This window comes from Veillonella sp. (assembly GCF_032470285.1).
Classification (GTDB): domain Bacteria; phylum Bacillota; class Negativicutes; order Veillonellales; family Veillonellaceae; genus Veillonella.
Genome location: NZ_JAWEKP010000011.1, coordinates 1 through 24,635, shown reverse-complemented (window position 1 = coordinate 24,635; position 24,635 = coordinate 1). Strand labels below are relative to the sequence as shown.

Below are 24,635 nucleotides of genomic sequence, written 5' to 3'. Positions count from 1 at the left end.
TGTAAACCTTCCTGAAGGTGTAGAAATGTGTATGCCTGGCGATAACGTAACAATGGAAATCGAATTGATTACTCCAATCGCTATCGAAGAAGGTCTTCGTTTCGCGATCCGCGAAGGTGGCCATACAGTAGGCGCTGGCGTAGTAACAGAAATCGAAGGTTAATACAAGTTTATAGCTCAATGTATCGATACATTAGCTATATAATTGAATTTTAGATTCAATAAAAGGGACCCAATGGGTCCCTTTTATTTTGTATATATTGATGATTAAGAGTATAGAATTGAATCGCTAATATATTGAAACAATGATGATTTTGTAATGTGACATATACGTTGTATTCAGGCTTCAAAGGATAATCATACTATTGATACAAATTGAGAAGAAATTTTAATATATTGTAACCTTAGATACAACTTTATTTATAAAATTAGTGTATATTATATATGAGGAGAGCATAGGCTCTCTTTTTGTGCTTTTATAGAAAAGGAGGTAATGTGATGGGCGAATACAAAAAGTATTGGATAGCCGTAGTAGCAGTTCTTATTATTGGATTCTCTATTCTTGGCTATTTGGGTACGGATGTATATCATCAAGCGCCACCGGTACCAACCGCGTATGTATCTCAAGATGGACAGGTTTTGTTCACTAAGGATGATATCTTACATGGTCAATCGGCTTGGCAATCTACAGGTGGTCAATCTGTAGGGACCGTACTAGGTCATGGCGCATATCAAGCCCCGGACTGGACAGCTGATTGGTTGCACAAAGAAGTGTCCGTAATGCTTGATATCAAGTCTCAAGAAGCTTTTGGTGTTCTTTATGAACAGTTAGGTGATGTGCAGAAAGCGGCTGTTAAAGAAGCAGTTAAAGCAGAGTACTTTAACAGTGCTGTTCGTGAAGATGGAACTGTTGTGCTTTCACCGGAACGTATTACAGCGATGAATTTAACCGGACAATATTTTATTGAACTTTATGGTGATAACCCTAAATTGTCCGAAACACGCGATCATTTTGCGATGAAAGACAATACGTTGCCAGAATTAAAAGATCGTATTGATATGGCACGATTCTTCTTCTGGACTACGTGGATGGCATCGACTCAACGTCCTGGTACAGATGCAACATACACCAACAATTGGCCTCACGAGCCATTGTTAGATCATAATCCAACACCGGAAAGCGTAGCTTGGTCTGTTGTGAGTGTTATTATTTTACTTTGTGGTATTGGTATTGTCGTATGGATGTGGGCATTCGGTCGCAAACAAGATGAACATGAATTAACACCGCCTGCGGAAGATCCAATTTCCAAATTGCATCTCACACCATCTCAACGGTCTTTAGGAAAATATTTATTTACGATTTTGGCATTATTTTTACTCCAACTTGGTATGGGTGGTATCATTGCGCACTACACCGTAGAAGGACAGGCTTTCTATGGCATTCCATTGGCGCAGTATTTCCCATATTCTATTGCTCGTACTTGGCATATTCAAGCATCCTTGTTCTGGATTGCGATGGCATTCTTGAGTGCCGGTTTATTCTTGGCGCCGATTATTAATGGCGGTAAAGATCCTAAGTTCCAAAAATTGGGCGTGGATATTTTATTCTGGGCACTCGTTGTGTTGGTAGTGGGGTCCTTTACAGGTACATATTTAGGTGTTGCTCATGAGATTCCGGCGTCTCTAAACTTCTACTTGGGTCACCAAGGATATGAGTTTATCGAGTTGGGGCGCATATGGCAATGGATTGAATATATCGGCATTCTATTTTGGCTTGTACTCATGGTGCGCAGCATCATTGGTGCTTTCAAAAATAAAGGGGATAAAAACCTTATTGCCGCCTTTATTTTCTCCGTTGTGATGGTCGGTATTTTCTATGGCCCAGGTCTTTTCTACGGAGAACACAGCCATTTGGCAATCATGGAATACTGGCGTTGGTGGGTTATTCACCTTTGGGTAGAAGGCTTCTTTGAAGTATTCTCTACTACGTTGATGGCCTTTATTTTCGTAACTCTTGGTCTTGTATCATATCGTGCAGGTACCATAGCAGCGATTTCGTCCGGTGCTATTTACCTTATCGGCGGTATTCCTGGTACATTCCATCATCTTTATTTCACCGGTGTTACATCGACTATCGTGGCCACAGGGGCATCGTTCTCCGCATTGGAAGTAGTCCCTCTTGTTCTCTTGGGATATGAAGCGTTTGAAAATTATACACGCCTTCATAGTGCTCCTTGGATGCATCGACTAAAATGGCCTGTATACTGCTTCATTGCCGTATCCTTCTGGAACTTGGTGGGTGCAGGTATCTTCGGCTTCTTAATTAATATGCCGGTTTCCTTGTTCTATATTCAAGGTCTAAATACGACAGCTGTTCATGCTCATACGGCATTGTTCGGCGTATATGGGTTCTTGAGTTTAGGCTTTGTATTCCTCATCGCTCGTTATATTCGACCTGAAGTGGAATTTAACGACAAGTTGATGAAATTCGGTTTCTGGGCATTGAATTGGGGCCTTGCGTTAATGGTTCTTATCAGCCTATTGCCAATCGGCTTGATTCAAAGTTGGGCAAGTGTTACACAAGGCTTATGGCTTGCTCGCAGCGAAGACTTTATGCAACAACCATTGTTACAAAATTTGCGTTGGCTTCGCATGGTTGGCGATACCATCATGATATTGGGGGCATTGGCCTTCTTCTGGCAAATCGTGAAAGTAACTTTCACAAAGAAACAGTAATAAACGAAGCAATATAGTAAATATGTAAATATAATATTAAATATAATATATAGACATATAAGCTAACTATAAGCTAATATGACATGGCGTTCTTTGGGTAGACAAAGGGCGCCATTGTCTGTTATACTATCCATGTCAGGCATACGTGCCTGGCTTTTTTGAGTTGCTTAATTTCTTGACATCGCTTGCTACGTATGATATAGTTTTTTAGTATGTAGTCGAGCGTTTTCGAGTACAAGAGACAGATTAGTAAATATAAAGCGAGGTGTATCCGGATGCGTAATGCCATTACTTTAGCTTGCACAGATTGCAAACAACGCAACTATCAAACGAACAAGAATAAAAAGAACAATCCTGATCGTATTGAAATGATGAAATATTGCAAATTCTGCGGTAAACATACATTACACCGTGAAACAAAATAATTCTTATCATTCATTACCTGTTGATTTGAGGATGTGAAACACAATGGCAAAGTCTAACTCAGCAGTGCAGCAGCGTGGTGGATTTGGAAAATTCTTCCGCGGTGTGAAAGCTGAACTAAAAAAAGTAGTCTGGCCAACAAAAAAAGAGCTTATCAATTACACAATTGTAGTATTCTTAGTGACCATATTCATCGCTTTGATTATTTCTGTGCTTGATGGACTCTTTGCCCAACTTTTTAATACGTTGTTGCACTTTGTTGGATAAGGGGGCCATTACATGGAAGCAGATAAGAAGTGGTATGTAATTCATACCTATTCAGGCTACGAAAATAAAGTAAAAACCACTCTTGAACTTAAAGTTCAATCTATGGGGCTACAAGATGTGATCAGCCGAATTTTGGTGCCTCTTGAAGACGAAATAGATGAAAAAGATGGGGTTAAAAAAGTAGTAAAACGCAAGATATTTCCTGGGTATGTATTGGTGGAAATGGAAGTTAATGACCGTTCTTGGTATGTTGTACGCAACACGCCAGGTGTAACAGGTTTCGTTGGCTCTGCTACAAAACCAGTTCCACTTTCTGATTCCGAAGTAGAACATATACTTAAGTCTCAGGGCTTGGATAAGAAACCAACCATTAACGTTGATGTAGAAGTTGGTGAAACGGTTCGCATTACGTCCGGTGCCTTTGAAGATAAACTAGGTGTTATTACCGAACTTAACCCTGAAAAAGGAACATTGAAACTTAGTGTGGAAATGTTCAATCGAGATACCGAGGTAGAGGTAGAGTTCTCTCAAGTTGAGAAAGCTCTTTAATATATAAATATAACTCTAAAAAGAGCAATCGATTTTGGTTGCCAGTGGGAGGATGTATATCCGTTACCACCACAGTATAAGCATAGGAGGTTTAATTACCCATGGCTAAGAAATTAGTTAAACAAGTAAAACTACAAATTGAAGCCGCTAAAGCTACTCCAGCACCACCAGTTGGTCCTGCACTAGGTCAAGCAGGTGTTAATATCGTTGCTTTCACAAAAGAATTCAACGAACGTACTGCTAAACAAGCTGGCTTGATTATTCCAGTAGTTATTAATGTATATGAAGATCGTAGCTTCGACTTCATCACTAAGACTCCACCAGCTGCAGTATTGTTGAAAAAAGCTGCAGGTATTCCAAAAGGTTCTGGTGTACCTAACCGTGATAAAGTAGCAAAAGTAGGTCGCGATAAAGTTCGTGAAATTGCTGAATTGAAAATGCCTGACTTGAATGCTAATACCGTAGAACAAGGTATGCGCATGGTGGAAGGTACTGCTCGCAGCATGGGCATTGAAATCGTTGACTAATAAGCGTACGACTTGCGCATAAGGCGCAAATCGGTGGGAGGGAATTCCCGTTTGACCACATAAGGAGGATATTATAATGGCAAAAGTAGGTAAGAAATACGCTGAAGCAGTAAAACTTATTGAAGCTGGTAAATTCTACGAACCAGTAGAAGCAATTGAGTTGGTTAAGAAAACTGCAACTGCAAATTTCGATGAAACAGTTGAAATTGCTTTCAACTTGAATGTCGACCCTAAATACGCTGATCAACAAGTTCGTGGTGCAGTAGTATTGCCTCATGGTACTGGCAAAACTAAACGCGTTCTTGTATTCGCAAAAGGCGACAATATTAAGGCAGCTGAAGAAGCTGGCGCAGATTTCGTAGGTTCTGAAGAGTTAGTAGCTAAAATCCAAGGTGGTTGGAGCGACTTCGACGTAGTAGTTGCTACACCAGACATGATGGGTCAAGTAGGCCGTCTTGGTAAAATTTTGGGTCCTAAAGGCTTGATGCCAAACCCTAAAGTTGGTACAGTAACTCCAGACGTTGCTCGTGCAGTAAACGAAATCAAAGCTGGTAAAATCGAATATCGTACTGATAAAGCAGGTATTATCTCTTGCTCTATCGGTAAAGCATCTTTCGATGAAGAAAAATTACTTGACAACTACCGTACAATCGTTGATACTATTATCAAGGCTAAACCTGTAGCAGCTAAAGGTCAATACATTAAATCTGTAACCTTGTCCGCTACAATGGGCCCTGGTGTACCTTTGAACGTGTTCAAATTGAGCACTGTTTCCAAAGAGCAATAATTATATATGTCTCTTAGCTGTAGACGGCTGGTATGTATAATGGATGAAAATCCGCCCGCTGAGGCTGACACTAGAACAACCTAGGACTAGTTACGACCTCATCGCGTGCGATGGGGTCGTTTTTACGCTAAGATAGTACATAGAGCACCAAAAAAATCTACAAGGAGGTAATCTAATGGCTGTCACTGAATCAAAAAAAGCAATCGTTGCTCAAATGAAAGAAACTCTTTCTGAAGCAAAAGGTGCTGTATTGATTGGTTACTCTGGTTTAACTGTTGCGCAAGCAACTGATCTTCGTCGCAAAATGTTGGCTGAAGGTGTTGAATACAAAGTAATCAAAAATACTTTGACTCGTATCGCTGCAAACGAATTGAATCTTGAAGGTTTCGCTGAGCATTTAGAAGGTCCAACTGCGTTGGCTACTTCTAAAGATGATGCTGTTGCACCTGCTCGTGTAATCGAACAATTCATCAAAGCAACTGAAAAAGAAGTTGTAACAGTTAAAGCTGGTATCGTTGAAGGCGAAGTTATGGACGCAGCAGGCGTTAAAGCAATTGCATCTCTTCCAAATCGCGAAGGTATGCTTTCCATGTTGCTTTCCGTATTGCAAGCTCCTGTTCGCAATGTTGCATACGTTGTCAAAGCTGTTGCAGAAGCAAAACCTGCAGAATAATATTTTTTGCAAAGTATTCGTTGGCCGCTTGAGGCTGGCACTATAAACTAATTTATGGAGGAAATCTAAAATGGCATTGAACATTGAAAACATCGTTGCTGAATTGAAAGAAGCAACAATCCTTGAACTTAATGATCTTGTAAAAGCAATCGAAGAAGAATTTGGCGTAACTGCAGCAGCTCCTGTAGCTGTAGCAGCTGCTGGTGGTGCTGAAGGCGGCGCTGCTAAAGATTCCTTCGACGTAATCTTGAAAGATGCTGGCGCATCTAAAATCAACGTAATCAAAGTTGTTCGTGAAGCAACTGGTCTTGGCTTGAAAGAAGCTAAAGCTATCGTTGACGGCGCTCCTGCACCTGTAAAAGAAGGCGTAGCTGCTGAAGCTGCTGAAGCTTTGAAAGCTCAATTAGAAGAAGCTGGCGCATCCGTAGAATTGAAATAATTCTGGACATATTAAAGGCGTACCTTATGGGTACGCCTTTTTCTATTGGAGTTTATAAATTGATGCGAGTTTTGTTTTGTTAACTAATTTGGCTTTTGGATACGGTAATGTATTAGAGAAATCCTTATCATATTTTTTAGGAACGATGACATAGGCACCGCGATTATTTGATGTATTACTTAAAAATGTTTCTTTAGTTATGGTAGGCATTAATGTTTTGCCTTCGGTCCATATAGAATCATCAGTTGTATCTACGAAAACTTGGGTGGGTATAGTATCCATGTAATATACAATAGAAGTATAGTAACTGCCATATACATATATTGGTTTTGATGTATCTTCGATGAACGTTCTAAACTGTAAACCAGATTGATTAAATAATATTGGTGGTACTGTAATTGTAATAGCTGAGTATAAAGTAATTAGTGGAACTAAAGCATATATTGCTAGTTTAAAAAATGATGTTATGTAGTATCGACCGATTAAAATCATACATACTATAATAAAGGAACCTACGATTAACGGTTTACTATCAAGACTTTTATCAAAAGCTGTAGTAAATGTAAAAATCATGTAGTAAATACCTAGTGGTAGGGTAATTAAATAATTAAACTTTTTGAATGATTGAGTAAATTCACCGGTTTCTTTGTCAGTAACTAATTCACAAATTTTTACAGCCGCCCATATTATACAAGGGATAATGGCAGGTAATGTGTAGGTTAGATACTTTGTAGCTACTAGAGAGTAGAATAGAACTATAACTATAAACCATATAATACCTAATAGATCAAAATCATCTTTCCAGTTAAGATCTTTTAAATGATAGACTATTACAGGTGTCCATGGTAATAGTGAAAGGGGTACAATTAATAGATAGTAATACCATACATTAAATTTAGGATGCTCAGATATAAGAGCTCGATCTACATTGTGTAGACCTAAGAATCCGGAAATAAACTGCTCACCGTGAATGGAATACATAGCAATATACCAAGGGCTAGCTATCGCTATAAAGCCTAATAGTCCCAAGGGATTAAATAGTAATTTTATATCCTTTAAAAGCTGATATCTTTCATCTTTTCTATGGATGGCGTAGCGTGCACATATATAAATAAGTAATATCAGCCCAGGTAAGATAATGCCTATAGGTCCTTTGGTAATTACAGCTAAGGCCGCAGCAATGTAAGCTTTCACCATAGCTGACTTGTCATTGTTGGTAAATGCTAAATAACTATATCCAAATATAGCTAGGGTGAAGAGAAATAGAAATCCGTCGGTTATAATTGCATGAGATATGTACCAAAACTGTAGTGTACTCATTAATAGAATAGCACAGAGTACACTAGCAAAAGTATTTTTAGATATGCGGTAAATTATATGATACATTAGGGCTACGCTGGCTCCCGCAACAAGCGTATTCGGTATACGAGATGTAAAGTCTGATATGCCAAATAGTTTGTACGTAATCATAAGTGCCCAATAGGTGAGCGGTGGTTTATCATACCATACGTGATCGTATATCATAGGGGATATCCATGAGTTATGTTTTAGCATGGTGATGGCGGAGAGAACATAGTTGGACTCCACCGGATCAGTGATTGGCAAATAGGCATTATAAAAGCCGTAGCTCAAAACGGTTAATAAAAAGAGCGCACCTATGCGCAGCATGTGATTGTTAATCATAGTTACTCCTTACTTACATAGTTTATATTATTGTACTATAGGGCGTGTAATATTTAAACCAATCAAAGATAAAAACATAGCCTTTATAAATATGGAGATAATATGGAGATAATATGGAGATAATATGGAGATAATATGGAGATAGTTACAAAAAAATAATTATTTATGAAATAATATATTGTATAGAATATTGTTTATTCGGAATACATGAAATGACTTTTATGTATACAAAATACATGCTATAATGAGCGCATAAGATAAAACCGTTTCATTAAACTATCATCTAATATATGAAATAGTGGAAAGAGGATCTATTATGAGAAAAGAACATGATTTCCTAGGTGAATTAGAAGTAGCGGATGAGTTATATTATGGTGTACAAACGATTCGTGCCTTAGAAAACTTCCATATTACAGGGAAACATTTAGACCAAGATTTTATTAAAGCTCTAGCGATGGTAAAAAAAGCATCTGCTTTAGCTAATATGAAAACAGGTCGTCTCAATGTATCTATCGGTAAAGCGATTGTTCAAGCAGCTGATGAAGTTATTGCAGGTGAATTTGCTGACCAATTTCCAGTTGATCCAATTCAAGGCGGTGCTGGCACTTCTGTGAATATGAATATGAATGAAGTGTTGGCAAATCGTGCTTGTGAAATTTTAGGCCATCCAAAAGGTAGCTATGATATTGTAAGCCCTAACAATCACTGTAACATGGCACAATCTACAAATGACGCCTTCCCAACAGCGATTAAAGTTTGTGCAATTTTGAAATCTAAACCGTTACTTGAAGCTTTGCAACGTCTTGTTGATGAGCTTGAGAAAAAAGCTGAAGAATATAGTGAAATTTTAAAAATGGGGCGTACTCATTTACAAGATGCGGTGCCTATTACATTGGGACAAGAGATGGGCGCTTATGCATCTGGTATTCGTCGTGGTATTAAACGTATTAAATCTGCCGTTGAAGGTGCACATGTAATCAACATGGGGGCCACTGCAGTTGGTACAGGCCTTAATGCTGAACCTAATTATATTCATGATGTAGCGTACGAATTAAGCGAAGTAGTAGGCGAACCGTTCTACACTGCGGAGAATTTAATCGATGCCACAAACAATACAGATGTATTTGCTGATATCTCTAGCGGTTTGAAGGTAACTGCACTTGTGTTGATTAAGATGGCAAATGATTTCCGCTTAATGGCATCTGGACCTCGCTGTGGCATTGGTGAATTAAAATTGCCTGCCCGTCAACCAGGCTCCTCTATCATGCCAGGAAAAGTAAATCCTGTTATCGCTGAAGTATTGAATCAAGTGTGTTACCAAGTTATCGGTAATGACCTTACTATTACATTAGCTGTAGAAAATGGTCAATTCGAGTTAAATGTTATGGAACCTGTATTGGCATACAACTTGTTCAATAATCTTTGCTATCTCAAAAACGGTGTAAATACATTCGTTGATAAATTGCTTGTTGATCTTGAAGTAGACCGTGAACAATGCGAGTACTGGTTGAATCGTTCCGTTGGTATCGTAACAGCATTGTTGCCACATCTTGGCTATGAAACAGCTTCTGCATTGGCGAAAGAAGCGTATGAAACAGGTCGAGCTATTCGCGATATCATCTTGGATCAAGGTTTATTGACTGAGGATGAAATTAATCATATTCTTTCTCCTAAAGAAATGACTCGCCCTGGTATCGCTGGTGCGAATCTTTTAAAACAAAAAGGCAACTAATTTATGGTTCTCTTTTGATACATGAATAAAGCATGAAAATGAAAGACTGTCAACCCTTTTGGTTGACAGTCTTTTTTAATACTGATAGAATTATATATTGCAAAAGTAGCGTTTTCTGCTTTTGGATGTAAAAACTATAACACAAATAGTGATGAGGTTTTCTTCCAAGGTTGTGCTTGGTTAATGGGAAGCAAGGTTATTTTAAAAATGAAATGGACCTTGCTTTATTTGACGTTGCCCGAGCAGGAAAACTGAGACCTGTAAGATGTCTTTTTCATGCCGTTATAGAAAATGGTAGACCAGTGTGTTTTGATAGGGGTGAAAGCAAATATGTTCAAACCTGAACAGGTAGGCAAACGAACTCGTTATACGTACGCTAAAATTAACGAAGTTATCAAGATGCCGCATTTATTGGACATTCAACGTAAATCGTATGAGTGGTTCTTGGAGAGTGGTTTACAAAATATTTTCAACGATATTTCTCCGATTAAAGACAATTCAGGTAATCTAGTACTTTCTTTTGAAGGTTTCAGCTTAGGTGAACCTAAGTATGATATTAATGAATGTAAAAACCGTGATGCTACTTACGCAGCACCACTTCGTGTAAATATTCGCTTGGTAAATAATGATCCAGAAAATATGGACATTAAAGAACAAGAAGTCTTCATGGGCGATTTCCCATTGATGACGGATACAGGTACTTTCATCATCAATGGTGCAGAACGTGTTATCGTATCCCAATTAGTACGTTCTCCAGGCGTTTACTACAATAAAGAAATCGATACAATGGGTAACCGTTTGTATGATTCCACAGTTATTCCTAACCGTGGTGCATGGATTGAACTTGAAACAGATGCTAGTGAAGTGGTGGCTGTTCGTATTGACCGTAACCGTAAATTACCAGCTACTGTATTGGTACGTGCATTAGGTTGGGATACGAATGAAAGTATCCTCGACCTCTTCTGGAATGGTAAAACTGATGAGGATGGTTTACCAGTATATGATGAACGCATCGTTCGTACATTAGAAAAAGATACAACTCAATCTGCTGATGAAGCATTGGTTGAAATCTATAAAAAATTACGTCCAGGCGAGCCTCCGACTGTAGAGTCTGCTCGTAACTTGTTCGATAACTTGTTCTTCGATGCACGCCGTTATGACTTAGCGCGCGTTGGTCGTTATAAATTGAACAAAAAACTTGGCTGGCGCCAACGTATGTTGGGTCAAACATTAGCTCAACCAATTGTAGATCCAGAAACTGGCGAAATTATCCTTGATGCAGGCGTACAAGTTGGGGAAGAACAACTTGATATCGTTGCTAATAGCCATGTTTTCGATGGTGAAGGTTTTGCTGAATTCTATATCGTAAATAATGATGGTGTAGAGTCTAAAGTTATCTGTAATAACTGCAACTTACCATATGATCACCGTACAGTAACACGTGAAGACATGATCGCTAACATTTCTTACTTGCTCAACCTTATGGATGGTGCAGGTCATACAGATGATATCGACCACTTGGGTAACCGTCGCCTTCGTTGCGTAGGCGAATTGTTGCAAAACCAATTCCGTATCGGTTTAACTCGTATGGAACGTGTTGTTCGTGAGCGCATGACAATTCAAGAAACTGAATCCATTACGCCTCAAGCGTTGATCAATATTCGCCCTGTAGTGGCAGCTATCAAAGAATTCTTTGGCTCTTCTCAATTGTCTCAGTTCATGGACCAAACAAACCCATTGGCGGAATTGACTCACAAACGTCGTCTATCTGCCCTTGGCCCTGGCGGCTTGTCTCGTGAGCGTGCAGGTTTCGAAGTTCGTGACGTGCATCACTCTCACTATGGCCGTATGTGTCCAATCGAAACTCCAGAAGGTCCAAACATCGGCTTGATTAACTCCTTGTCCAACTATGCAAAGGTAAACGAATTTGGTTTCATTGAAGCACCATACCGTAAAGTAGAAAAAGTGTATGGTAAAGGCAAGGATGCTGATAAAGTTGTTAAAGTGCGCGTATCTGATAGCGTAGTATACATGACTGCTGATGAAGAAGAAGGCATGACAATTGCCCAAGCAAACTCTCCGCTTGATGCAGAGGGGTACTTCACAACTGAACATGTTGCTTGTCGTCGTGGTCATGATGTATTGGAAGTTACACCAGATAAGGTTGACTATATGGACGTTAGTCCAAAAGAAGTTGTATCCATTGGTACAGCTATGATTCCATTCCTTGAAAATGACGATGCTAACCGTGCCTTGATGGGTGCGAACATGCAACGTCAAGCGGTACCACTTTTGCGCGCTCAAGCACCACTTGTTGGTACAGGTATGGAATATACAGCAGCTACTGACTCTGGTGTTTGCGTATTGGCGCGTGAAGCAGGTAAAGTTGTACGTTGTTGGGGTAATGAAATCCACGTTCTTCGCGACAGCGATGGTCGTGTTGATACATACCATTTGAATAAATTCCTTCGTTCTAACCAATCCACGTGCTTTAACCAAAAACCAATCGTCAATCGTGGGGACCATGTTGTAAAAGGCCAAGTATTGGCTGATGGTCCTGCTACAGATGGCGGCGAATTGGCATTAGGTTATAACGTTCTTGTAGCGTTCATGCCTTGGGAAGGTTATAACTACGAAGATGCTATCTTGCTTAGTGAAGAACTCTGCAAAGAAGATATCTATACATCCATTCATATTGAAGAATACGAATGTGATGCTCGTGATACCAAATTAGGTGCTGAAGAAATTACTCGTGAGTTGCCTAATACAGGTGACGACACACTTAAAAACTTAGACGAAGATGGTATTATCTGCATTGGTGCAGAAGTACATCCTGGCGATATCCTTGTAGGTAAAGCTACTCCAAAAGGTGAAACTGAGCTTACTCCAGAAGAACGTTTGTTGCGTGCTATTTTTGGTGACAAAGAACGTGAAGTTCGCGATACTTCTTTGCGCGTGCCTCATGGCGAATCTGGTAAAGTCGTAGATGTAAAAGTCTTCACCCGTGAAAATGGCGACGAATTACAACCAGGTGTAAATAAACTTGTTCGCGTATATATCGCTCAAAAACGTAAGATTCATGAAGGCGATAAAATGGCGGGCCGTCATGGTAACAAAGGTGTCGTTTCTCGCGTTATGAGAAAAGAAGATATGCCATTCCTTCCAGATGGTACTCCAGTACAAATCGTATTGAACCCATTGGGCGTACCTTCTCGTATGAACATCGGTCAGGTTCTTGAAACTCACTTGGGGTGGGCTGTTCAAGGCTTAGGTATGAAAATCAAAGCTACGGACCTCCACATTCAAAACGTGTTGAAAGAAGCCCGTACTGATGCATCTTACTGGGAACAAATCGATGCAATCCGCGACCTTTATGCTCAAATTGAGGTATTGGAAGCGAAAGTTGCGGAAGATGTTACGGTAAATCATTTCGAAGAAAATGAGCAAATCATTGCTTTGAAAACTAAAATTTTAAAACATGTAGAAGCAGCAGCGCAAAAGAAATTGGATGCTATGGGTGGCGAAGCTCGTTTCCAAGAGCTTAAAGCTATTGAAGCTAAATACAATGCACTTCATGTAGAATTCTTTGATTCTGAAGAAGAGGCTCCTGAAATGGATCCTGCGCTTGTAGAAGAATTAGAGGCAATTAGCAAAGTCAAGAATACTCTTAACAACATTCACTCTGCTGAAGAAAAACGCGTTGAAATTCGCAAAGAGTTGGAAAGCCTTGGCTATGATTTTGACAAATATGGCATGCCAAAACCAGATGTAGCAGGTATTCATATTGCTACACCTGTATTTGATGGTGCTCACGAAAAGGACGTATTCGAAACATTGGCGATTGCAGGTCGTCCTGATGATGGTAAAACTGTTCTATATGATGGTCGTACTGGTGAACCGATGGATAACCGCGTTACAGTTGGTTACGTTTACATGCTTAAACTCCATCATTTGGTTGATGACAAAATCCATGCTCGTTCTACAGGTCCGTACTCCCTTGTTACACAACAACCTTTGGGCGGTAAAGCTCAGTTCGGTGGCCAACGTTTCGGGGAAATGGAAGTTTGGGCTCTAGAAGCATATGGCGCAGCCTATACCCTTCAAGAGCTATTAACTGTTAAGTCTGACGACGTTGTTGGTCGTGTGAAAGCATACGAAAAAATCGTTAAAGGCGAAAACATCCCTGAACCAGGTGTACCTGAGTCCTTCAAGGTATTGCTTAAAGAACTTCAAAGTATCGGTCTCGATGTAAAAATCTTGAATGAAGATCAAGAAGAAGTTGTTATGAAAGAACTTGAGGACGAAGATGAGGTGGTAGAAACTGGTATTGAAGAAGTTATGGAAGGCAGTGCTGTAGAAACTGATGAAGTAACTGTAGTAGAACCAGAAGTAGAGGAAGAGGAAGAATTACCAGCTGATAATGGCGGTGAAGATGATATCCTTAGCCAATTGGCGTACCCAATGGGCGACTCCTCTAACGATGAAGACTAAAACTATCTATAAGGAAGGGAGCGATAGTAGTGCTAGACGTAAATGAATTCGATTCCATGCGAATCGGTTTAGCCTCTCCAGAGCAGATTTTATCTTGGTCTCATGGGGAAGTTAAGAAACCTGAAACAATTAACTACCGTACGTTGAAGCCAGAACGTGATGGTCTATTCTGTGAACGCATTTTTGGACCAACAAAGGACTGGGAATGTCACTGCGGCAAATATAAACGCATCCGTCATAAAGGCGTAGTCTGCGACAAATGTGGTGTAGAGGTTACTCGTGCGAAAGTACGTCGTGAACGTATGGGCCATATTCAATTGGCTACTCCTGTATCTCACATTTGGTACTTCAAAGGAATCCCATCCCGTATGGGTCTTATCCTTGACATATCACCACGTTCTTTGGAACGCGTATTATACTTTGCTTCCTACATCGTAGTAGATCCAGCCGGTACACCATTGACAAAACGTCAATTGTTGTCCGAGCAAGAATACCGCGAATACGAAGCTCAATTTAATGAAGACGGTTATACTATCGGTGGTAAATCCGTCGTAATCGAAACAGTGGCTCAACGTAATGAACGTTTAGCTATTGTTCGTGAAGCACAACGCAAAGAGCGCTATAATGCGGCTCTTCGTGATGATGCAACAATACCAGAAGCTGATAAGGAATACGAAGAATTAACTCGCGAAGAACGCTATGAGTTAGGCGCTGCTGAAGAGGTTCTCTTCGCATGTATCGACATGGGTGCTGAAGCGGTAAAAGCTCTCTTATCAGAACTTGATCTTGAAGCATTAAATGCTGAATTGCGCGAAGAGTTGAACACTGCTAGTGGTCAACGTAAAATCCGTGCAGTTCGTCGTTTGGAAGTAGTAGAAGCATTCCGTCAATCTGGGAACCGTCCAGAATGGATGATTATGGACATCGTTCCTGTAATCCCACCTGAATTGCGTCCTATGGTCCAATTAGATGGTGGCCGTTTTGCTACATCTGACCTCAACGATTTATACCGTCGTGTTATCAACCGTAACAACCGTTTGAAACGTTTACTCGACTTGGGTGCTCCTGATATCATCGTGCGCAACGAAAAACGCATGCTTCAAGAAGCGGTTGATGCATTGATTGATAATGGCCGTCGCGGTCGTCCTGTTACAGGTCCTGGTAACCGCCCATTGAAATCCTTGTCCGACATGCTTAAAGGTAAACAAGGTCGTTTCCGTCAAAACTTGCTCGGTAAACGTGTTGACTACTCCGGTCGTTCCGTAATTGTAGTAGGTCCTGAACTTAAAATGCACCAATGTGGTTTGCCAAAAGAAATGGCATTAGAATTGTTCAAACCATTCGTTATGAAACGTTTGGTGGAACGCGGTCAAGCATCCAACATCAAGGCTGCTAAACGCCAAGTTGAAAGAATTGGCCCTGGCGTGTGGGAATCCTTGGAAGAGGTAATTAAAGAACATCCAGTTCTCTTGAACCGTGCCCCTACATTGCATAGACTTGGTATCCAAGCCTTCGAACCAATCCTTTGGGAAGGTCGTGCTATCAAATTGCATCCATTAGTATGTACAGCCTTCAATGCCGACTTTGACGGTGACCAAATGGCGTGTCACTTACCATTGTCCGTAGAAGCACAAGCGGAAGCTCGTACATTGATGCTTTCTAGCCATAATATTTTGTCTACTAAGGACGGCAAGCCAGTAGCAGTACCTTCTCAAGATATGATCTTAGGTACATACTACCTAACAGTTGTACGCGAAGATACTCGTGATAAAGCAAAAACATTTGCTAACTATGATGAAGTTATGCTTGCCTATGAGTCTCATATCATTGGTTTGCAAGATATTCTTTATATCCGTTTACCTGATCATGGCCGTGTAGAAACAACAGCAGGTCGCTTGATCTTCAACAATGCTTTATTCCCAGAATTGTGGCAATACGAGAAACGTGAAGATGGCACTTACTCTTTAGGTAAGGTTATGGATAAGAAAACAGTTGGTAAATTGGTTGATCAATGTTTCCAATTGTTTGGTAATGAAAAAACAGCAGAATTATTGGACCGCATCAAGTCCTTGGGTTACTCCTTCGCTCGTCGCGCAGGTATGACTGTAGCTATTGCTGATATTAAAGTACCAGAAGTTAAAACTAGCTTGTTAGATACAGCGGAACAAGAGGTAGAAAAAGTATCTCGTATGTACCGCCGTGGTCTTATTACAGAAGAAGAACGTTACCGTAAAACTATCCAATTATGGACAAAGGCAACAGAAGATGTTACCGATGCGATGATGGATAATATGGCGTGCGATAAAGACGGCTTTAACCCTGTTTATATGATGGCTATCTCTGGTGCCCGCGGTAATAAACAACAAATTCGTCAGCTTGCTGGTATGCGTGGTTTGATGGCCGATCCATCTGGTCGAATCATTGACTTGCCAATTAAAGCAAACTTTAAAGAAGGCTTGACTGTATTGGATTACTTTACATCCTCTCATGGTGCTCGTAAAGGTTTGGCCGATACAGCGCTTCGTACAGCTGACTCTGGTTACTTGACACGTCGTCTTGTTGACGTATCTCAAGATGTAATCGTTCGTGAGGACGATTGTGACGTTGTAGGTATCGATCTCGTTCGTGAACGTGCTCGCTTGGCTACATCCCCACGTCAAGCATTAGAATTGCTTAAAGATAAACTCATTGGTCGCGTTTTAGATAAAGATGTTGTGAATGCTGAAACAGGGGAACTTGTTGTACCAGCTGAAACTATCTTGGATGAACAATGCTTGGCAGATATTGCTGAAGCTGGTGTTACATCTATCGCATTGCGCGGTGCACATTTGGGCTCTGATAGCGATATTAACCATACTAACTTGGTTCAAAAAATTATTCTTGGTGAAAGCGACGATAGCATCCGTGCAACATTGAAAGAAACTATGGTTCAAAATATGTTGAACAAGGATACTGTACAAGCAATCGTTGACAGCGAAGGGGTAGAAATCTTCCCAGCTGATACACGTCTTACTGAAGAAGGCATCGAAGCTATCCTTAACTCCGATGTAAAAGAAGTACAAGTGCGGAACAATGAAATCCATGGTATTGAAGTGGAAGCTATCGTTGAAGGCACTGGTGTTATCGAGCCATTAAAAGACCGTATCGTAGGTCGTATTGCAGCTGAAGAATTAGTTAACAAGGAAACTGGCGAAGTCATCGTTCCTCTTAATGGTGAAATCACAGAGGCGTTAGCTGATGAAGTTGTAAAACACTATGAAACAGTAAAAATCCGTTCCGTATTGACTTGTCGTAGCCCATATGGCGTATGTCGCAAGTGCTATGGTCGTGATCTAGGAACTGGCAACCAAGTTCAAGTTGGTGAAGCTGTTGGTATTATTGCGGCACAATCCATCGGTGAACCTGGTACTCAGTTGACAATGCGTACATTCCATACTGGTGGTGTCGCAGGTGATGATATTACACAAGGTTTGCCACGTGTCGAAGAATTGTTCGAAGCTCGTAAACCAAAACGTAATGCTATCATCGCTGAAAATGAAGGTACAGTTCGTGTTGTACCTAATGAAGGTAAGAAAGGTACGAACACTATCTTTATCACTGGTGAAGATGGTATTGAACTTGATTACCTCATTCCTTACGGCTCCCGCATCATCGTTAAAGACGGGGATGTGGTATCCTTGGGAGCTCGTTTGACTGAAGGCTCCATCAATCCTCATGACATCATGCGTGTTATGGGTACTGAAGCAACTCAACGTTACCTCGTATACGAAGTACAAAAAGTATACAAATCCCAAGGTGTAGAAATTAACGATAAACATATCGAAGTTATCGTTCGTCAAATGCTTCATAAAGTTAAAATTGAAACAGCTGGTGATGCGGATATGCTTCCAGGGGATATGGTGGACGTTAATACCTTTGACGAAGAAAACCGTCGTCTTACTCTCAATGGTCGTGAAAATGCTACAGGCAAACGCACGCTATTGGGTATTACGAAAGCTGCTTTGGCAACGGACTCCTTCTTGTCCGCTGCGTCCTTCCAAGAAACAACACGTGTTCTTACCGACGCTGCTATCAAGGGTAAAATCGATCCATTATTGGGCTTGAAAGAAAACGTAATTATCGGTAAGTTGATTCCTGCTGGTACAGGCATGAGTCGTTACCGTAAGATTGAAGTTGTAAAAAATACACCTGAAATCATTGATATTACGGAAGAGGTTATGTCTGAAGATTAATTACTTTGGATTAGCCGTTAAGCTATATTAACTGTATAGACTTGTTGCATAGTTGATATTGTGCGACATAATAAAAAGGGTGCACCTGCGAGGTGCACCCTTTTGTTATAGGTATTATTGGTTTGAGAGATATATGTGTATGAGCTCTATGATTATATGTCTCTATAATTATAGGTTTATATAAATTGAGGATTTCATGATATGTGTTAGTATCAGTTTGTTAAATAAAATGATACTTTGTTAAGGTTGTGGTATGAAAACTATTCAGCTGTTTCTTCCGCGTCATGAGACATGATGTCATAACCGACGTCATCCGATAAAGTAAGATATCGTTCGTACTGACGAATGATATCGGTAATGATATCCTCCCGTGTCATATACTGCGCATCGTATCCGGCGCGTCCGTCACTGAAATATGTCATAGGAATTGCGTTGGTACTTTCAGTAATGTGAGGAATGTTAGGATCTTCGATGAGATGATCCGATACCTCTTGCGTAACGAGTTTGATGCCATAGGTAAAGTTGCGCATTGATTCTTTTTCGATGGTTAACTCTACGGAGGCGTCGTTACCATTGAAATGTTTGTCAATTCTCGTAGTTAATCCGTACTCTTCGGTTAATTCTTTATTGAGCTGATACATAGCAGGCAATGCTGTTGTTTTCATAAAGGAAATAACATCTTCCGATTGCGTTTGGTTGAGTATTTTGGCAAGACCTTGTTTCCAGTTCTTGCTGTCCCAGTAGATGGATGTGGTTGAAAGTTTTGTGTTAAAGTATTGCGTATCTGTTAATAATCCTTGCCATAAGCTGTAGCACATGATAACCATCAAGGCTGCAAATGGTAAGGCGAGAATGAGCGTTACCGATTGTAGTACATTAAGCCCACCAATGCTGAGCAAACTGATGGCAAGAAAGGACATTACAGAGCCCCACATTAAGCATTGCCACTTTGGAGATGAAGTGGATTTATCATAGGCCGCAATATTATTTAACACATAAATGCCTGAATCGGCAGATGTGATAAAAAATAATGCTAATACGATAATTGATAGAAGACTAGTTAAACTGGATAATGGTAAATATTCAAGGAATGCAAAGAGTAGTTGTTCTGGTTTATCGGTTAATGCACCGAGTGCACCGTTTGCTACTGTTTCATCGATATAAATTGCAGTATTACCAAAGATAGTAAACCAAACGATAGTAAAAACAGTTGGAATAATGAGTACCCCAAAGATGAACTCTCGAATAGTCCTACCTTTTGAAATACGCGCAATGAACATGCCCACAAATGGTGCCCAAGATAACCACCAAGCCCAGAATAGTATGGTCCAGCTGAAGAACCATGGACGGGTTTCTGGTGTATAGATAGATGTATAGAAGCTTTGCCCTAAAATATGTGATAGATAGTATCCAAAGTTTTCTACCATTGTATTTAATAGGAGTAATGTAGGACCTGCACAGAGTACAAAAAGCATTAAGACTAATGCAACAGATATATTAATTTCGCTGAGCAGCTTAACGCCTTTATCAATACCTGTAACAGCAGATAGAACGGCAATGGACATAATGATGATAATGATGACCGTTTGGGCGGAAAAGTCATTAGTGGAGATGATATCAATATATAGGAACCCTGCACCTAGTTGGGCCGCACCAAATCCTAAGGTGGTTACGATACCTAATAAAGTTACACAAAGTGCGATGATATCGATAATGTGCCCTCGTGGGCCATTGATCTTATCCTTCCACAGCGGATAGAAACATGAACGTAGTGATAAAGGCAACTTATAGCGAAAACCAAAATACGCTAATGCTAAAGCCATAATTCCGTATACCGTCCATGCATTGATGCCCCAGTGGAAGATGGAGCGGAATAACGCTTCCTTGGCGCTAGGAGCACCATCGACTAAGCCTACAGCGGAGTGATAATGTGAGAGCGGTTCAGCAGTACCGAAGAACATGAGACCTACACCAGTACCTGCCGCAAATAACATGGCGAGCCAAGCTGTATAAGAGAATTCCGCTTCTTCATCGTCGCTACCAAGTTTGATGTCACCTAGCGAACTAAGTGCAAGAAAGATATTGAAGATAAAGAAGAGACTTATGGATAAAACATAAAACCAGCTGAAATCTTCAAATATAATATCACGAATCCCTTGGAGGATCGTTTGAGATATTTGCGGAATCAGAAGGGCACATAAGCTCAGCCCTAAGACGATAGACAAGCTACCTATAATTACAGGGGGATTAAAGTTTGAATAACGTTTAATGAGTTTAATCATATAATCTCCTTTCTTTAGTAACTTATAAATACAAATATTTGTTCTGTATTAATTTATATCATAATAAAATGGTGTTTATATTAATTTTGCATAATTGGTAAAAGAAAAAATAATAGCAAATGCATAGAATGATTATTTATACATGAAAATAATAATATATGAATAAAAAATCACTCTTCATTTATAATTTAAGATTGAATGAAACACACGGATGAGTGTACACATAAAATGCAGCTGTAGAGCGGTGTGTGACATTGGAAATTGTTTGACATGGACTGCTGTAATTGATATACTTACATAGTGCTTTAGGCGAGGTATGCCTAATGGGCATAATTTCGTAAGGAGAATTAGTACAATGGACATTGCCCATCTGAAGTCGGTGAACAAAACAATCGGTGCCAAGCAAACGTTGAAACAAATTGCTAAAGGTGCTGTGAAGTACGTGTTCCTGGGTTGTGATAGTGATGAACGTGTGGTACAGCCTTTACGGATTGCTTGTGAAGAACAGGGAATACCTGTGAATGACAAACACACCATGGATGATCTCGGTCGTGCGTGTCGCATTAAGGTGCGGGCCACAGCTGTAGGCGTCCTACGTTAATCTTGGTAATATCCGATGTAACACTTTGTTATGACGGATCAATTATAAATCTCAAATTTGGAAAGGAGGTGCCCAAATGCCAACAATTAATCAGCTAGTACGCAAAGGCCGCATGAGCTTGACTAAAAAGTCTACAGCTCCTGCCCTTCAAGAATCTCCACAAAAACGTGGTGTATGTACTCGTGTGTACACAGCTACTCCAAAGAAACCAAACTCCGCGCTTCGTAAAGTTGCCCGTGTACGTTTGACAAACGCTATTGAAGTAACTGCTTACATCCCAGGCATTGGTCACAATTTACAAGAACACAGTGTTGTACTTATCAGAGGCGGTCGTGTAAAAGACCTTCCAGGTGTGCGTTATCACATCGTTCGTGGTGCATTGGATACAGCTGGCGTACAAAATCGTATGCAAAGTCGTTCCAAATACGGCGCGAAAAAAGCTAAAAAATAATTTTAGCCATTAAACGAAATTAACACACATCATTATAAAGGAGGAATTGAACATGCCAAGAAAAGGCCCTGTTCCGAAACGTGATGTACTTCCAGATCCGGTGTACAACAGCAAATTAGTAACACGTTTCATTAACAAAGTTATGTACGATGGTAAAAAAGGCATTGCTGAAACTATCGTATATGATGCATTCGAAATTATTCGTTCCAAAATGGGTCAAGACCCAATGGAAGTTTTTGATCAAGCATTGAAAAATGTTATGCCTGTACTTGAAGTGCGTGCTCGCCGTATCGGTGGTGCGAACTATCAAGTGCCAGTTGAAGTTCGTGCTGATCGCCGTCAAACCCTCGGTATTCGTTGGGTTGTAAATTATGCTCGTCTTCGTGGTGAACGCACTATGAAAGAACGTTTGGCAGGCGAATTGATGGACGCTTTCAACAATGCAGGCGCTGCAATCAAGAAAAAAGAAGATACTCATAAAATGGCAGAAGCTAATAAAGCATTTGCTCATTATCGTTGGTAATAAGAGGTGACAACTGTGGCAAGAGAGTTTTCCTTAGCAAAAACTCGTAATATCGGTATCATGGCTCACATCGATGCTGGTAAAACAACAACTACAGAACGTATCCTCTACTATACAGGTATCGTTCACAAGATCGGCGAAGTACATGAAGGCGCTGCTACGATGGACTGGATGGAGCAAGAGCAAGAACGTGGTATCACAATCACTTCTGCTGCAACAACTTGTCAATGGAAAGAACATCGTATCAATATCATCGATACTCCTGGTCACGTTGACTTTACTGTAGAAGTAGAACGTTCTCTACGTGTACTTGACGGTTCTGTTGCGGTGTTCAGTGCTAAAGGTGGCGTTGAACCTCAATCCGAAACAGTATGGCGTCAGGCTTCTAACTACGGCGTACCTCGTATCGCTTATGTAAATAAGATGGATACTGTAGGTGCTGACTTCTTCAACGTAGTTGATATGATGAAAGCTCGTTTGGGTGCAAATTCCGTAGCTATTCAAGTACCAATCGGTGCTGAAGATACTTTTGAAGGCATCATTGACTTGATGACTATGAAAGCGGAAATTTATAAATCCGATGACGGTAAAGAATATGAAATCACTGATATCCCTGCTGAATATCAAGAAGTAGCAGAAGCTCGTCGCGAAATGATGATCGATGCTATCGCTGAAACAGATGATGATATCATGATGAAATATTTGGAAGGCGAAGAAATTTCTGTGGAAGAATTGAAAGCGGCATTGCGTAAAGCTGTTATTGCTAACCAATTATTCCCAGTTCTTTGCGGTTCTTCCTATAAAAATAAAGGTGTTCAAATGTTATTGGATGCTGTTATCGATTACATGCCAGCTCCAATCGATATCCCACCTATTAAGGGTGTTGTTCCTGGTACTGAAGAAGAAACAACTCGTCCTTCTTCCGATGAAGAACCATTCTCTGCGTTGGCATTCAAAATCATGGCTGACCCTTATGTTGGTAAATTAGCGTTCTTCCGTGTGTACTCCGGTACATTGGAATCCGGCTCCTACGTTTTCAACTCCACTAAAGGTAAAAAAGAACGTATCGGTCGTATTCTTCAAATGCACGCTAACTCCCGTAAAGAAATCGAACGCGTATATTCTGGTGACATCGCTGCGGCGGTTGGCTTAAAGGATACTACTACAGGCGACACATTGTGTGATGAAAAATCTCCTGTAATTCTTGAGTCCATGGAATTCCCTGAACCAGTTATCTCCGTTGCTGTTGAACCTAAAACAAAAGCTGACCAAGAAAAAATGGGTACAGCTCTTGCTCGTTTGGCAGAAGAAGATCCTACTTTCAAAGTTCGTACTGATGAAGAAACAGGTCAAACTATTATCTCCGGTATGGGCGAACTTCACTTGGATATCATCGTTGACCGTATGAACCGTGAATTCAAAGTAGATTGTAACGTAGGTAAACCTCAAGTAGCATACCGCGAAACTATCCGTAAAGCTGTTAAGGCTGAAGGTAAATTCGTACGTCAATCTGGTGGTCGTGGTCAATATGGTCACTGCTGGTTGGAATTGATTCCTCAAGAACCAGGTGCTGGCTTCGAGTTTGAAAACAAGGTTGTAGGTGGTGCGATTCCTCGTGAATACATCGGACCTGTTGAAAGCGGTGTTAAAGAAGCTATGGAATCCGGTGTTATCGCTGGGTACCCTATGGTTGATGTTAAAGTTATCGTATTTGATGGTTCCTACCATGACGTTGACTCCAACGAAATGGCCTTCAAAATTGCTGGTTCTATGGGCTTCAAAGAAGGTGCTCGCAAAGCAGATCCTGCATTGCTTGAACCATACATGGCTGTAGAAGTAGACGTTCCTGAAGAATATATGGGCGACGTTATCGGTGACTTGAACTCTCGTCGTGGTCGCATGGACGGCATGGAAGCTCGTAATGGTTCCCAACATATCAAAGCATATGTTCCATTGAGCGAAATGTTCGGTTACGCAACTGACCTTCGTTCCAAAACGCAAGGCCGTGGTAACTACTCCATGACATTCGATCATTACGAAGAAGTTCCTAAGAAAATTGCTGAAGAAATTCAAGCAAAGAAAAACGGTTAATCTCATATTAGATTAATAGAATTACTATTTTCCTCGGAGGATAATTTAAAATGGCAAAAGAAAAATTTGAACGTACGAAACCGCATGTTAACATCGGTACAATCGGTCACGTTGACCATGGTAAAACTACTTTGACTGCTGCAATCAC

At 40.4% G+C, this 24,635-nt stretch carries 18 protein-coding genes and 1 pseudogene; 17 read left to right on the top strand and 2 right to left on the bottom strand.

The genetic code is table 11. The features are described from left to right. From tuf to rplL, 9 genes and pseudogenes are all read left to right on the top strand, one after another. Positions 1–163: pseudogene (gene tuf / locus E7B10_RS09365) on the top strand (elongation factor Tu); the annotation flags it as partial. A 335-nt stretch (positions 164–498) separates the two neighbouring features. Beyond that, positions 499–2,736 carry a nitric-oxide reductase large subunit gene (locus E7B10_RS09360; RefSeq protein ID WP_221741250.1) on the top strand — a complete coding sequence of 746 codons (2,238 nt, stop codon included), beginning with the start codon at positions 499–501 and terminating at the stop codon, positions 2,734–2,736. 275 nt (positions 2,737–3,011) lie between these two features. Further along, positions 3,012–3,161, top strand: a complete 150-nt coding sequence (gene rpmG / locus E7B10_RS09355; protein ID WP_004693530.1) for a 50S ribosomal protein L33 — start codon at positions 3,012–3,014, stop codon at positions 3,159–3,161. 43 nt (positions 3,162–3,204) lie between these two features. Continuing rightward, entirely contained in the window at positions 3,205–3,426 is a 222-nt protein-coding gene (secE, locus tag E7B10_RS09350; RefSeq protein ID WP_004693531.1) for a preprotein translocase subunit SecE, read from the top strand. A 12-nt stretch (positions 3,427–3,438) separates the two neighbouring features. Then, complete coding sequence (gene nusG / locus E7B10_RS09345) at positions 3,439–3,975, top strand: transcription termination/antitermination protein NusG (protein ID WP_004696753.1); 537 nt, start codon at positions 3,439–3,441, stop codon at positions 3,973–3,975. Between the two features lie 101 nt (positions 3,976–4,076). After that, positions 4,077–4,502: a 50S ribosomal protein L11 gene (gene rplK, locus E7B10_RS09340; RefSeq protein WP_004693535.1), complete on the top strand. Its 426-nt coding sequence runs from the start codon at positions 4,077–4,079 to the stop codon at positions 4,500–4,502. A gap of 76 nt (positions 4,503–4,578) precedes the next feature. Beyond that, a complete protein-coding gene (gene rplA / locus E7B10_RS09335) occupies positions 4,579–5,289 on the top strand; it encodes a 50S ribosomal protein L1 (protein ID WP_004693536.1) in 711 nt (236 codons plus the stop codon). A gap of 175 nt (positions 5,290–5,464) precedes the next feature. After that, on the top strand, positions 5,465–5,962 hold the full coding sequence (gene rplJ, locus E7B10_RS09330) for a 50S ribosomal protein L10 (RefSeq protein ID WP_316055614.1): 498 nt from the start codon (positions 5,465–5,467) through the stop codon (positions 5,960–5,962). A 70-nt stretch (positions 5,963–6,032) separates the two neighbouring features. After that, positions 6,033–6,401, top strand: a complete 369-nt coding sequence (gene rplL / locus E7B10_RS09325; protein WP_004693540.1) for a 50S ribosomal protein L7/L12 — start codon at positions 6,033–6,035, stop codon at positions 6,399–6,401. A 42-nt stretch (positions 6,402–6,443) separates the two neighbouring features. On the opposite strand, the gene E7B10_RS09320 is transcribed toward rplL, so the two are convergent. Continuing rightward, a complete protein-coding gene (locus E7B10_RS09320; protein WP_316055613.1) occupies positions 6,444–8,084 on the bottom strand; it encodes a glycosyltransferase family 39 protein in 1,641 nt (546 codons plus the stop codon). Between the two features lie 316 nt (positions 8,085–8,400). Here E7B10_RS09320 and E7B10_RS09315 point away from each other — a divergent pair, with 316 nt between their 5' ends. From E7B10_RS09315 to rpoC, 3 genes are all read left to right on the top strand, one after another. Further along, positions 8,401–9,816, top strand: a complete 1,416-nt coding sequence (locus E7B10_RS09315) for an aspartate ammonia-lyase (RefSeq protein WP_004696758.1) — start codon at positions 8,401–8,403, stop codon at positions 9,814–9,816. A 330-nt stretch (positions 9,817–10,146) separates the two neighbouring features. Then, positions 10,147–14,307 carry a DNA-directed RNA polymerase subunit beta gene (gene rpoB / locus E7B10_RS09310; RefSeq protein ID WP_039965253.1) on the top strand — a complete coding sequence of 1,387 codons (4,161 nt, stop codon included), beginning with the start codon at positions 10,147–10,149 and terminating at the stop codon, positions 14,305–14,307. Between the two features lie 29 nt (positions 14,308–14,336). Then, positions 14,337–18,539, top strand: a complete 4,203-nt coding sequence (gene rpoC / locus E7B10_RS09305; protein ID WP_008602498.1) for a DNA-directed RNA polymerase subunit beta' — start codon at positions 14,337–14,339, stop codon at positions 18,537–18,539. Positions 18,540–18,799: 260 nt separating this feature from the next. Here rpoC and E7B10_RS09300 read toward each other — a convergent pair whose 3' ends face one another. Next, entirely contained in the window at positions 18,800–20,821 is a 2,022-nt protein-coding gene (locus E7B10_RS09300) for a BCCT family transporter (RefSeq protein WP_004696751.1), read from the bottom strand. Between the two features lie 355 nt (positions 20,822–21,176). On the opposite strand from E7B10_RS09300, the gene E7B10_RS09295 reads away from it, so the two are divergent. The 5 genes from E7B10_RS09295 to E7B10_RS09275 form a co-directional block, all read left to right on the top strand. Continuing rightward, entirely contained in the window at positions 21,177–21,422 is a 246-nt protein-coding gene (locus E7B10_RS09295; protein ID WP_004693552.1) for a ribosomal L7Ae/L30e/S12e/Gadd45 family protein, read from the top strand. A gap of 76 nt (positions 21,423–21,498) precedes the next feature. Beyond that, positions 21,499–21,873 carry a 30S ribosomal protein S12 gene (gene rpsL / locus E7B10_RS09290; RefSeq protein WP_004693554.1) on the top strand — a complete coding sequence of 125 codons (375 nt, stop codon included), beginning with the start codon at positions 21,499–21,501 and terminating at the stop codon, positions 21,871–21,873. Between the two features lie 52 nt (positions 21,874–21,925). After that, a complete protein-coding gene (gene rpsG / locus E7B10_RS09285) occupies positions 21,926–22,396 on the top strand; it encodes a 30S ribosomal protein S7 (protein ID WP_004693556.1) in 471 nt (156 codons plus the stop codon). Positions 22,397–22,411: 15 nt separating this feature from the next. Beyond that, a complete protein-coding gene (gene fusA, locus E7B10_RS09280; protein ID WP_004693557.1) occupies positions 22,412–24,487 on the top strand; it encodes an elongation factor G in 2,076 nt (691 codons plus the stop codon). A 50-nt stretch (positions 24,488–24,537) separates the two neighbouring features. Beyond that, on the top strand, positions 24,538–24,635 hold a 98-nt coding region (locus E7B10_RS09275; protein ID WP_038034850.1), incomplete at its 3' end, for a GTP-binding protein.